Source organism: Amycolatopsis sp. TRM77291 (assembly GCF_054166285.1).
Map to the genome: position 1 here is coordinate 6,511,632 of NZ_JBSZHF010000001.1, position 11,463 is coordinate 6,523,094.

Here is an 11,463-nt window from a genome sequence, read left to right on the forward strand (position 1 = left end):
AGGGGGCTAAACGCAGGTCCGGTCAGAGGTCGTGCGACGTGAGGAAGCCGGTCAGCGCGGAGCCGAAGGCGGGGTGCATGACGGCGGCCATGTGATCGCCGGGGACGCGGACGAGGCGCGCGCCGGCGATGGCGGCGGCCAGGCGTTCGGGTTCCGCGGCCAGCGGATCGGTGTCCCCGGCCAGGATCAGGGTCGGCACCGCGATCGCCGTCAGGTCCAGTTTCGGATTCGCCGTCCCTCGTGCAACGGCCGCCAGCGCGATCCGGTCCGCCCGCAGAGCGTCGGCCAGCAGACGAAACGGCGCCGAAGACGGCGGAAGCGTCGAAGGGTCTGAAGCGAGCAGAGCCTCGCTGATCGCCTCCGGCGTGACGACGCGGGTGTCGACGCCGCCGAAGTCGACGATCCCCGAACCGACGCCCCCGATCGCGAGACACCGGATCCGCGGGTCGGCGGCCACGGCGCCGAGCGCGATCATCGCGCCCATCGAGTAGCCGACCATCGACACCTCGTCGAGGTTCAGCGTGTCGAGCAGCGCCGAGACGTCGCGGACCATCGCGTCGTCGCCGTAGCTCGCCTCGTCGTGCGGTTTCGCCGACCGCCCGTGGCCGCGCGCGTCCAGGCCGATCACGGTCAGCCCCGCGTCCTGGAGGGTGTCGACGACGCCCGGCGCGATCCAGTTGGCGTTCGTGTCCGCGGCGAAGCCGTGCTGCAGCAGAACCGGACGTCCTTTGCCTTCCCAAACGGTGTAGTTCAGCTGAAGCCCGTCGAACGACGCGAAGGTAGGCATGCCCTCAAGCAAACACGAAAAGGGGGCGGCCCCGCCGTAGCGGGACCGCCCCCTTCTCAGTGATGTCTAACTCAGACTCACGCGTCCTCGGAGAGGAGGTTGCGGGTCCGGGCCGGGTCGACCGGGACACCCGGGCCCATCGTCGTGGAGATCGTGACCTTCTTCAGGTAGCGACCCTTCGCCGACGAGGGCTTGGCGCGGAGGATCTCGTCCAGCGCGGCCGCGTAGTTCTCCACCAGCTTCTCGGTGTCGAACGAGGCCTTGCCGATGACGAAGTGCAGGTTGGCCTGCTTGTCCACGCGGAAGTTGATCTTACCGCCCTTGATGTCCGTCACGGCCTTCGCGACCGCGGGGGTCACGGTGCCGGTCTTCGGGTTCGGCATCAGGCCACGCGGGCCGAGGATGCGGGCGATACGGCCGACCTTCGCCATCTGGTCCGGCGTCGCGATCGCGGCGTCGAACTCGAGCCAGCCACCCTGGATGCGCTCGATCAGTTCGTCGGTGCCGACCACGTCCGCGCCGGCGGCCTCGGCCTCGGCGGCCTTGTCACCAACGGCGAAAACGATGACGCGGGCGGTCTTACCGGTGCCGTGCGGCAGGTTCACGGTGCCGCGGACCATCTGGTCGGCCTTGCGAGGGTCGACACCGAGGCGCATGGCGACCTCGACGGTGGCGTCCATCTTCGCGGAGGAAGTCTCCTTGGCCAGCTTCGCGGCCTCGAGCGGGGCGTAGAGCCGCTCGCGGTCCACCAGCTCAAGAGCCTTGCGGTAGGCCTTGCTGTGCTTGGGCATTGCTTCTGTCCTTAACTCTTCAACGGATCAGTGTGGTGTTGGAGCCAGCACTCGGCTCTCCCACGGTGGTGCGGGGTGGTGCTCAGTCGACGACCGTGATGCCCATCGAGCGGGCGGTGCCGGCGATGATCTTCGCGGCCTGGTCGATGTCGTGCGCGTTCAGGTCGGATTCCTTGGTCTTCGCGATGTCGCGGACCTGGTCCCAAGTGACCTTGGCGACCTTGGTCTTGTGCGGCTCGCCGGAGCCCTTCTCCACGCCCGCGGCCTTCAGCAGCAGCTTCGCGGCCGGCGGCGTCTTGAGCTTGAAGTCGAACGAACGGTCTTCGTACACGGAGATCTCGACCGGGACGACGTCCCCGCGCTGCGACTCGGTCGCGGCGTTGTAGGCCTTGCAGAACTCCATGATGTTGACGCCGTGCTGACCCAGCGCGGGGCCGACCGGCGGCGCGGGGTTGGCCGCACCCGCCTTGATCTGCAGCTTGATGATCGCCGCAAGCTTCTTCTTCTTGGGTGGCATTTCGTTTGTTCCTTCTTACTGACTTGAGTCCCCCGCACACCTGCCAGTACGCGGGGACTGCCGGCCGTCTGGCGGCCGTCAGATCTTGGAGACCTGGTTGAACGACAGCTCGACCGGGGTCTCCCGGCCGAAGATCGACACCAGGACCTTCAGCTTCTGTCCGTCCACGTTGACCTCGGAGATCGTCGCGGGCAGCGTCGCGAACGGGCCGTCCATGACGGTGACCGACTCGCCGACCTCGAAGTCGACCTCGACCGCGGGGCCGCCCAGCTGCGACTCGGAAGCGGCAGCCTCGCCCTTGCCGGGCTTGGCGGGGGCGGCCGTCTCGACCTTGGGCGCGAGGAACTTGAGCACCTCGTCCACGGTCAGCGGCGACGGACGCGAGGTGGCGCCGACGAACCCGGTGACACCCGGCGTGTTGCGCACCGCGCTCCACGAGGCGTCGTTCAGGTCCATGCGGACCAGGATGTAGCCGGGCAGCACCTTGCGCTGCACCTGCTTGCGCTGGCCGTTCTTGATCTCGGTGACCTCTTCGGTCGGGACCTCGATCTGGAAGATGTAGTCCTCGACGTCCAGCGTCTGGGTCCGGGTTTCGAGGTTGGTCTTCACCTTGTTCTCGTAACCCGCGTACGAGTGCACGACGTACCACTCACCGGGAGCGGCGTTGAGTTCCGCGCGCATCTTCGCGACCGGGTCGACGTCCTCGTCGGCCTCGGGCTCGGCGGCGGTGTCGTCGGTCTCGGCGGACGCCTCGTCGGCCTCCGCGGCATCTCCGGCTTCGTCGACCTCGTCGCCTGCGGCGGGCACCTCGACGGAGTCCAGGTGCTCGGACTGCTCGTCGCCGAGTGCCGCGTGCACCTGCTCGTCGGAAAGCTCGGTCAGCTCATGACCGGCTGCTGTGCCGTTGTCGGAGGTCACGTTCCGTCCTCTCAGTTGATCGGTTGCCGTGGCGCAGGCCTCCGCACGGTGCCCTCAGGCACCGCGAACGGCTGCCTCAGCTGCCGAAGACGGCACCGACGACCTCTTTGAAGGCCAGGTCGAGGCCGCTCACCAGCGCCACCATGAACACCACGAAGACCAGCACCACCGCGGTGTAGGTGACCATCTGCTTGCGGTTCGGCCAGATGACCTTGCGCAGCTCGGCCCAGACCTCACGGATGAAGCGCATCAGCCGGGCGAAGATCGACGCCTGCTTCGGCTTGCGGTCGCGCTTCGGGGTCGCCGTGCCTTTGGCGTCCTTGGACTTCTCGGTCTTGTCCCCGGCCTTCGCCTTGCCGGCGGGGCGGGTCTTGTCGTCCGACTTGGCGTCGGCCTTACCGGACGGGCGCGCGGACGCACGGCGCTCACGCCGGGCAGCGGCGGTCACCGGGCGGGACTGCTCGTCGGGCTTCCGCCCGGCGCCGTCCTGCGCCTTCTCACCGCTGGCGTCGCTGTCGCTCACGACCACTCCTCCGCCTTCACCAGTTCGCTAACGCAGGGGTGACAGGACTTGAACCTGCAACCTGCGGTTTTGGAGACCGCTGCTCTGCCAATTGAGCTACACCCCTTTGGAACCCCGATGCTCTGGAGCTCCCGAGGACGCATTCCATCGTCCCCACCGCCGTGGCGGGGATGACCGTAGTGCGTTCCGAGACCAGAAGTCTACGGCAACCCCCGAACAGCTTCGCAACCGCGCCCCTCAAAGCGGCGCGGAGCAGCCTTCCGCGGGGAAACTCCCCCACGGCCGACCCCATGATCGTGCCACGATGTCGCCATGAGCGCTCCCGCACCCTCGGCTTCGACGGCCACCCGCGTCTCGGCCCGCATCGGCGGCATCACGCCCTCGGCCACGCTGGCCGTCGACGCGAAGGCCCGGGAGCTCAAGGCGCAGGGTCGTCCGGTGATCGGGTTCGGCGCCGGGCAGCCGGACTCCCCCACCCCGGCCAACGTGCTCGAAGCCGCCGAAGCGGCCGTCCGGGACAAGGTCAATCACGGCTACACGGCCGCGGGCGGGCTCCCGGAGCTGCGCGAGGCGATCGCGGCGAAGACCGCCCGCGACTCCGGGTTCGAGGTCGACGCCGGCCGCGTCCTGGTGACCAACGGCGGCAAGCAGGCGGTCCACTCGGCGTTCGCGACGCTGCTCGACCCCGGCGACGAGGTGCTGCTGCCCGCGCCGTACTGGACGACGTACCCGGAGTCGATCGCCCTCGCCGGCGGTGTCGCGGTGCAGGTCACGGCGGACGAGACGACGGGCTACCTGGTCACCGTCGAGCAGCTCGAAGCCGCCAGGACGCCCCGCACGAAGGTGCTGTTGTTCGTGTCGCCGTCGAACCCGACCGGCGCGGTGTACCCGCGCGAGCAGGTCGGGGCGATCGGGCGCTGGGCACACGAAAACGGACTCTGGGTCATCACCGACGAGATCTACGAGCACCTGGTCTACGACGGCGCCGAAGCGCCTTCGATGCCCGTGCTGGTCCCCGAACTCGCCGACCGCACGATCGTCCTCAACGGCGTCGCGAAGACGTACTCGATGACCGGCTGGCGGGTGGGCTGGCTGCTCGGTCCGCGGGACGTGGTGAAGGCGGCGACGGCGTACCAGTCACATTTGTGCGGCAACGTTTCGAACGTGGCGCAACGAGCCGCGCTGGCCGCGGTGAGCGGTCCGCTCGATGCCGTTTTCGCGATGCGCGAAGCGTTCGACACCCGGCGAAAGACCGCGCTCTCCCTGCTTTCCGAGATCTCGGGTGTGGAAACTCCCGTGCCACTCGGCGCTTTTTACGTCTACCCGTCGGCGAAAGCCTTGCTGGGCAAGGAAATTCGCGGAGAACGCCCGGCAGACACGGTGGCGCTGGCCGATCTGATCCTGCGCGAAGCCGAGGTCGCCGTGGTGCCCGGTGAGGCGTTCGGGACCCCGGGCTACTTCCGGATTTCCTATGCGCTGGCCGAAAACGATCTCGCCGAAGGGATCACCAGGATGGGTCGTCTGCTCGCGGAAGCACGGTGACCGTGATGCGCCTGGGAATCGCCCTTCCGCAGTACGGTCCCCTCGCGTCGCTGGACGCCGTCACCGGTTTCGCCGCGGCCGCCGAGGAGCTCGGGTACGAGTCCTTGTGGGTCGGGGATCGCGTGCTGGCCCCGGTGTCGCCGTCGGACTTCTACCCCGGCGGCACGCCGGAACGGCCGTACCCGCCCGAGTTCGTCACCTTCGGCGATCCGCTGATCCTGCTGACCGTCGCCGCGAGCGTCACGAACAAGGTCCGGCTGGGCACCAGCACGCTCACCGGAACGGTCTATCCGGCCGTCGTGCTCGCCCGGATGCTCACTTCACTGGATCAGGTGAGCGGTGGCCGCCTGGACGTCGGCTTGGGCATCGGCTGGCTTCGTGACGAGTACACGGCGACGGGCACGCCCTGGAAGGGTCGTGGCGCGCAACTGGAGGAGCTTCTCGACGTCCTCCGGAAATTCTGGACCGGGGACCCCGTCGAGCACGAAGGCGAACGCTGGCGGGTCCCGGCGGCGAAGGTGGGATTGCGACCGGCGCAGCGCCCGCATCCGCCGGTGCTGCTGGGCGGGCTGTCGCCGGTGGCGCTGGACCGCGTCGGCCGCCGCGCGGACGGCTGGCTTCCCGCGGGGCTGCCCGCGCCATATCTGGCGAAACTCTGGGAGACCGTGGTGAGCTCGGCCGAGAAGGCGGGCCGCGACCCCGGCACGCTGCGGCGGGTCCTGCGGATCAACCCGAAGCCCGGAACCGATCTCCAAGACGTCGCCGCGCAGCTGAAGGCGGCCGCCGAGACCGGGATCGCCGAAGCCTTCGTCGACCCGCACTATCTCGCGCGGGACGTGGGCCACGCCCTCGATATCGCCGCCGAGCTGCGCGACCTCGTCCCCCGCGGCTGAAGGCCCTCCCCGCTCCCGGGAAGGCCCTCAACGGGTCAGGATTCGCCGTCGGCGAGCTGGACGAGCGCGTGGGCCTTCGCCGCGTACTTCCAGTTGCCGAGGTCCCGGATGGTCTTGATCTTGAGCTCGGCGAGGAGTTCGTCATGCTTCTTGGTCAGGCCCTCGAGCGCGGACGGCGGAGCGTCCAGCACCTCGTTGATGCCTTTGTCCTCCCACGCCTTGTCGACCAGCTTGTTCAGGTTCAGGCTCACGTGATTTCGCCTTTCCTCGGGGCAACTACGCGCACCACCTTGAACGTGATCCACGTCTCAGGCAACCGGAGATCACCCGTTCACGCGTCGTACACCGACGAGCGGACCGATGACAAAAGTGACCCAGGTCGCGTACAACGAACGGGTGACGCGGCGAAGAACGGGCGGCGGCTGCCTCTTCCTGGTGATCGTGCTGTCCGTCCTGGGGATCGCGTACCACCTGTGGGAGCGCGGGACGTCGGTGACACCAGCGGGAGTCACCACCCCGGACGGCGCGGGCCGGTACGTGGCGCTGGGCGATTCCTACACGGCTTCGCCGGGCACCGGGCGGCCTGTGGGCGAGCCGCCGGGCTGCGACCGCTCGGACAACAACTACCCGAGCCTGCTCGCCGCGAAGCTGCGTCCGGCCGAGTTCGTCGACGCCAGCTGCGGCGGCGCCACGACCGAACACCTCACCGGCGAGCAGAAGACCCGGGAGGGCACGAACGCTCCGCAGCTCGACGTCGTCGACGCCGACACGACTCTGGTGACCGTCGGGATCGGCGGTAACGACGTGGGCTTCGTCGGCTTCGCGAGCCAGTGCGCGACGCAGGTGCAGACCGCTTCGCCCTGCAAGACCCAGCTGACCGCGGGCGGACGCGACCAGCTGGCCGAGCGGATCGCCGCCGCGGCGGGCAGGCTCGGCGGGATTCTGGACCAGATCCGCGCGAAGGCCCCTTCGGCGCGCATCGTGGTCGTGGGGTACCCGACGGTGCTTCCGGACGACGACGCCGCTTGCTGGCCGGTCCTGCCGGTCGGCGCGGGCGACGTGGCCTACTTCCGCGACTCGCTGAAGCGACTGAACGAGGCGTTGCAGGCGACGGCGAAGGAACACGAAGCGGGCTTCGCCGACATGTCGACAGCGAGCAAGGGGCGGGACATGTGCAGCGCCGCGAACCGGCGCTGGGTCGAAGGCCCCGCTCCTTCCGTGCCCGCGGCGCCGCTGCATCCGAACGCGCGGGGCGCGGAGGGGATGGCGGAGGTCATCGAGAAGCTGCTCAAGTTCACGTAGAGCAAGGGACCTTTGCTCTTACTTACTTAGGCATGCTAAGCGAGCGATAGCAAAGGTCCCTTGCTCCCCCTGAGGTCAGATGCGGACGATCGCCTGCGCCTTGCCCAGGACGGCCTTGCCCTCGAACTTGGCGGTGATGTCGACGCGGGCGGTGCCGTCGTCGTTGACCACGGCGACCTTCCCGGTGAACTCGATCGTCGCCGCGCCGTCGTCCGGCACGACCACGGGGCGCGTGAAGCGCGCGAAGTAGTCGACGAGACGGCCGGGGTCGCCGAGCCAGTCGGTGACGAGCCGCGCCCCGAGCGCCATCGTCAGCATCCCGTGGGCGATGACGTCCGGCAGGCCGACCTCCTTGGCGAAGGCCTCGTTCCAGTGGATGGGGTTGAAGTCCAGCGAGGCGCCGGCGTAGCGCACCAGCTGGTCGCGGGTGACGTCGATGGTCAGCGGGGTCAGTTCTTTCCCGGCGGTGAACGTGCTCACGCGTCCTCCCCTCGGACCACGAGCTGGGCGTTCGTGGTGGCGATCGGGCCGCCGTCGGCGCCGGAGATCTCGGCGCGCAGGTTGATGAAGTCGTTCCCGGCGCGGGTCATGATGTTGTCGATGTACGTGGTGAGCGACAGGACGTCGCCCGCGTGCACCGGCCGCGTGTAGGTGAACCGCTGATCGCCGTGGACCATCCGCGAATAGTCGAGACCCAGCTCGGGGTCCGAGACGATCGCGTTGATCGAGGCGAGGTTGATGATCGTCAGGAACGTCGGCGGCGCGATGACGTCGGGGTAGCCGGCCGCCTTCGCCGCTTCGGTGTCGCGGTAGAGCGGGTTCGCGTCGCCGAGCGCGTCGGCGAACTCCCGGATCTTCTCGCGACTCACTTCATAGGTACTGGTCGGCGGGTACACCCGCCCGGTGAACGACTGGTCCAAGGCCACCCGAGCAGGCTACCGAACCCGGAAAAACCCGAAGCCGCCCTGGTGACCAGGGCGGCTTCGGGTGAGACAGGTAGAACCGCTAGACGCTCAGCGGGTCTCTTTGTGAGTCCGGTGCGTACCGCAGTTCGGGCAGAACTTCTTCATCTCCAGGCGATCCGGGTTGTTGCGCCGGTTCTTCTTGGTGATGTAGTTGCGGTGCTTGCACTCCTCACACGCGAGCGTGATCTTCGGTCGCACGTCAGTGGCAGCCACAGCATTTCCTTCTCTACTAGGCCTGGGATACCCAGGATTACCGCGTAGCGGTGGCCGGACTTGAACCGGCGACACAGCGATTATGAGCCGCTTGCTCTGCCAGCTGAGCTACACCGCCTTACATGAACCTGGCCGCGACACGCTTGCGTGACGCGGCTGAGGTTCTGAGCCCCTTTACGGAATCGAACCGTAGACCTTTTCCTTACCATGGAAACGCTCTGCCGACTGAGCTAAAGGGGCCTTGCCTCTCGCGAGGACTTGGAAAGATTAGCAGACTGGTTCAGGGGTCTTAACCGGGGGGCCGAGTACCGCAAAACCTCAGGTCAGCAGGGTCAGGACGGTCTCGGAGTGCCGTCCCGGCGACCGCGCCGTGCGGGCCTGCAGCCACGCCTCCAGGCGGTCCTCCGGCAGCGGCCGCGAGATGAGGTAGCCCTGCGCCACGTCACAGCCCATCGCCTCGAGCTGATCCCGCGCGACGTCCTCCTCGACGCCCTCCGCCACGACCGTGAGGCCGAGCGAGTGGCCCAGCTCGACGATGGAGCGCACGACGGCGAGGTCGCCGAGGTCGGTGCCCATGCCGAGGACGAAGCTCTTGTCGATCTTGACCTGGTCGACCGGGAGCTGCCGCAGGTACGCCAGCGACGAGTAGCCGGTGCCGAAGTCGTCGACGGCGAGCACGATGCCCAGCGAGTGCAGCTCCCGCAGGATCGGCAGCGCCTTCTGCGGGTCGGACATCACACCGGACTCGGTGAGCTCGAAGGTGAGCAGTTCCGGCGGGATGCCGAAGCGGTCGAGTTCGCGCGCGACCTTCGTCGGGAAGTCCTCGTCGGCCAGGTTCCGCACCGAGAGGTTCACCGCGGCGGAGATGCGCAGGCCTTCGTCGAGCCACTTGCGCACACGCTTCAACGACTCTTCGAGCACGAACGACGTCAGGACGCCGATGAGGCCGGCGGCTTCGATCGCCGGGACGAACTCGTCGGGTCCGAGCCTGCCGAACTCCGGATGCACCCAGCGAACGAGCGCCTCGACGCCTTGGATCTGCCGGTTCGGCAAGGTGATCTTCGGCTGGTAGTGGACGCTCAGCTGGCCTTCTTCCAGCGACTGCCGGAACTGCGTGACCATCTGGAACCGGCGCATGAAGATCTGGCCCATGCTGGCCATGTAGCCGCGGACCTCTTCGCCGCCCTTCGTGGCGCGGACGGCGACGTCGGCGCGCTGCAGGAGCCCGTCGACGTCGACCTGGTCGTCGTCTTCCGCCGACGAAGTGGCGTAGCCGATCATCGCGTTGGCTTCGACGGAGAGCCGGTCCACCGGGTACGGGGCGACGAGCTCCGCGCGCAGCAGTTCCGCGGCGGCCTGGGCGCGTTCCGGCGCGCAGCCGACGAGGAGCGCCGCGAAGGACGCGCCTTCGAGCCTGGCGAGCGGGACGTCGGGGCCGAGCGCGTCGCGGATCCGGCGGCCCGCGGCGATGACCATCCGGTCGGCCCACACGTAGCCGAGGGCGTCGCTGACGGTGGAGAAGACGTCGAGGTCGATCCGGAGCACGACCGCGTCGACCTGTTCCCGCAACGGTTCCTTGGCGACCTGGCGGAAGCCCGGCCGGTTGAGCAGGCCGGTCAGCGGATCGTGGTAGGCGTCGTGGCGCAGGGTCGCGAGGAGACGCCGGTTGTCCAGGGAAGTCGCGAGGTGGCTGGCCATCGTGCCGAGCAATTGGACGTCGTACTTGCCGAACCCGCGCCAGCGGGACAGCCTGTCGTGCGCTTCGACGACGCCGAGAAGCTGGTTCGCGCTGCGCAGCGGGACGACCAGCGCCTCCTGCGCGCCGCGGTCGAGCAGCGCGGAGCGGACGTCGGGATTGGCTTCGGTGATCCGGAAGTGCCGGACGTGCGCGCCGGGCAGGCGCAGCAGCGGGTCGTCGGCGGCCGGGTCGACGGGCGGCAGTTCGTCGCCCGCGACGACCATCCGCATGGTGTCCTTCGGTTCCAGCCGGAGCCTGAGCACGACGCGGCCGGCGGCCAGCTGGTCCTTGATGCGTTCGGCGATGGTCGCCCACTCGCGGACGTCGACACCGCCGACGAGTTCGTCCGCGCGCCCGGCAGGCCGCGCGGCGGCCTGTTGACCGGAACGCGCGACCATCAGGCTGACGTCGGACAACGCTTCCATGTCGCGCTGCTCGCGCAGCAGATCCGAGTACGCCCAGTACAACGCGGTGAGCCCAAGGAACACGGCCAGCACGAGCGGCCAGGCCTTCGGCGTCCCGGAAATGACCAAATATCCGGAAAGACCGACCGAAGCGTTGACGAAGCCGACGACGAGGATGCGGCCGGTCAGCCGGATCGCGGTGCTGACCCGCATGCGGCGGCGCAGCACGCGGACGGCCGCGAGCGCGAGCAGCGTGCTGACCAGCGGCGCGGTCAAAGTGCCCGCCAGCGCGGCGATCCAGGTCATGTCGTGGGCGCCGGAGGCCTGCTTCACCAGCCCTGCCACGGCGAACGCGCCGGTGATCTCCAGCAGGAAGGCGCCGGCGTTGTAGAGCACGCGGCCCGCGACCTTGCGGGCCAGCAAGGTCCCGATGCCCGCCGCGAGATGGGCGGCGAGCACGACTTCGAAGGGAGCGACGAAGAATCCGATGACCAGTGGGATCTCGGTGAACGAGATCGTCCACGAGATGCCGCTGCGGACGTCGACGTTGATGCCGAGCTGTTCGGCGAGCAGGAACGCGAGCGCGAGGATCGGCCCGATCCACAACAGGTCGTCCGAAGCCTCGAAGTCCAGCCACAGGCTGACCGCGGCCGCGGCGGCGATGCCCATGGTGAGTACCGCGAAGGTGTAGACGCGGAACCGTCGCTCGTCGGTACGAGCCTCCGTAACGGCGCCTCCCTTGCCCGCTGTCGCCTGTGCGGCGCTCCCGGGCCTGCCGTTCGTGTCCGGCATCCGACCTTCCTTCCCGGCTGCCCAACCGGTCTTGTCCTACCGCGACCTCGGGGACGAGGGCAATACAGTACCCCGGAG

The 11,463-nt window shown here is 68.6% G+C and carries 13 protein-coding genes and 3 tRNA genes; 3 read left to right on the top strand and 13 right to left on the bottom strand.

The window, feature by feature from the left end; all coding sequences use genetic code 11:
- Positions 1 to 22: 22 nt before the first annotated feature.
- The 6 genes from ACXIZN_RS30100 to ACXIZN_RS30125 form a co-directional block, all read right to left on the bottom strand.
- The gene (locus ACXIZN_RS30100) at positions 23 to 787 is read right to left on the bottom strand and encodes an alpha/beta fold hydrolase (RefSeq protein ID WP_457958381.1); all 765 of its coding nucleotides are present in this window, start codon (positions 785 to 787) and stop codon (positions 23 to 25) included.
- A 77-nt stretch (positions 788 to 864) separates the two neighbouring features.
- Positions 865 to 1,578: a 50S ribosomal protein L1 gene (rplA, locus tag ACXIZN_RS30105; protein WP_007031003.1), complete on the bottom strand. Its 714-nt coding sequence runs from the start codon at positions 1,576 to 1,578 to the stop codon at positions 865 to 867.
- Between the two features lie 82 nt (positions 1,579 to 1,660).
- Positions 1,661 to 2,095, bottom strand: a complete 435-nt coding sequence (gene rplK / locus ACXIZN_RS30110) for a 50S ribosomal protein L11 (RefSeq protein ID WP_020633284.1) — start codon at positions 2,093 to 2,095, stop codon at positions 1,661 to 1,663.
- Positions 2,096 to 2,173: 78 nt separating this feature from the next.
- Positions 2,174 to 3,013, bottom strand: a complete 840-nt coding sequence (gene nusG, locus ACXIZN_RS30115) for a transcription termination/antitermination protein NusG (protein ID WP_457958383.1) — start codon at positions 3,011 to 3,013, stop codon at positions 2,174 to 2,176.
- Positions 3,014 to 3,089: 76 nt separating this feature from the next.
- Positions 3,090 to 3,542 (bottom strand): preprotein translocase subunit SecE, encoded by a 453-nt coding sequence (gene secE, locus ACXIZN_RS30120; protein ID WP_034304181.1) that lies wholly within the window; start codon positions 3,540 to 3,542, stop codon positions 3,090 to 3,092.
- A gap of 27 nt (positions 3,543 to 3,569) precedes the next feature.
- Positions 3,570 to 3,642, bottom strand: a tRNA-Trp gene (locus ACXIZN_RS30125).
- A gap of 206 nt (positions 3,643 to 3,848) precedes the next feature.
- On the opposite strand from ACXIZN_RS30125, the gene ACXIZN_RS30130 reads away from it, so the two are divergent.
- Together ACXIZN_RS30130 and ACXIZN_RS30135 are read left to right on the top strand one after the other, a co-directional pair.
- Complete coding sequence (locus ACXIZN_RS30130) at positions 3,849 to 5,078, top strand: pyridoxal phosphate-dependent aminotransferase (RefSeq protein WP_457958385.1); 1,230 nt, start codon at positions 3,849 to 3,851, stop codon at positions 5,076 to 5,078.
- The gene (locus ACXIZN_RS30135) at positions 5,075 to 5,971 is read left to right on the top strand and encodes a TIGR03619 family F420-dependent LLM class oxidoreductase (RefSeq protein ID WP_457958387.1); all 897 of its coding nucleotides are present in this window, start codon (positions 5,075 to 5,077) and stop codon (positions 5,969 to 5,971) included. The genes ACXIZN_RS30130 and ACXIZN_RS30135 overlap by 4 nt, the downstream gene beginning before the upstream one ends.
- A gap of 35 nt (positions 5,972 to 6,006) precedes the next feature.
- On the opposite strand, the gene ACXIZN_RS30140 is transcribed toward ACXIZN_RS30135, so the two are convergent.
- Complete coding sequence (locus ACXIZN_RS30140) at positions 6,007 to 6,222, bottom strand: hypothetical protein (RefSeq protein WP_126733319.1); 216 nt, start codon at positions 6,220 to 6,222, stop codon at positions 6,007 to 6,009.
- 118 nt (positions 6,223 to 6,340) lie between these two features.
- Between ACXIZN_RS30140 and ACXIZN_RS30145 the strand changes: the two genes are divergently transcribed.
- Positions 6,341 to 7,273: an SGNH/GDSL hydrolase family protein gene (locus ACXIZN_RS30145; RefSeq protein WP_457960635.1), complete on the top strand. Its 933-nt coding sequence runs from the start codon at positions 6,341 to 6,343 to the stop codon at positions 7,271 to 7,273.
- A 75-nt stretch (positions 7,274 to 7,348) separates the two neighbouring features.
- Here ACXIZN_RS30145 and ACXIZN_RS30150 read toward each other — a convergent pair whose 3' ends face one another.
- From ACXIZN_RS30150 to ACXIZN_RS30175, 6 genes are all read right to left on the bottom strand, one after another.
- Positions 7,349 to 7,753, bottom strand: a complete 405-nt coding sequence (locus tag ACXIZN_RS30150) for a MaoC family dehydratase (RefSeq protein ID WP_457958389.1) — start codon at positions 7,751 to 7,753, stop codon at positions 7,349 to 7,351.
- Entirely contained in the window at positions 7,750 to 8,199 is a 450-nt protein-coding gene (locus ACXIZN_RS30155; RefSeq protein WP_034304171.1) for a MaoC family dehydratase N-terminal domain-containing protein, read from the bottom strand. The genes ACXIZN_RS30150 and ACXIZN_RS30155 overlap by 4 nt, the downstream gene beginning before the upstream one ends.
- A gap of 87 nt (positions 8,200 to 8,286) precedes the next feature.
- Entirely contained in the window at positions 8,287 to 8,451 is a 165-nt protein-coding gene (gene rpmG, locus ACXIZN_RS30160) for a 50S ribosomal protein L33 (protein WP_005152047.1), read from the bottom strand.
- Positions 8,452 to 8,496: 45 nt separating this feature from the next.
- A tRNA-Met gene (locus tag ACXIZN_RS30165) sits at positions 8,497 to 8,569 on the bottom strand.
- Positions 8,570 to 8,618: 49 nt separating this feature from the next.
- Positions 8,619 to 8,691: transfer RNA gene (locus ACXIZN_RS30170), tRNA-Thr, on the bottom strand.
- Positions 8,692 to 8,769: 78 nt separating this feature from the next.
- Positions 8,770 to 11,385 carry a putative bifunctional diguanylate cyclase/phosphodiesterase gene (locus ACXIZN_RS30175; RefSeq protein WP_126733316.1) on the bottom strand — a complete coding sequence of 872 codons (2,616 nt, stop codon included), beginning with the start codon at positions 11,383 to 11,385 and terminating at the stop codon, positions 8,770 to 8,772.
- Between the last annotated feature and the right edge of the window lie 78 nt (positions 11,386 to 11,463).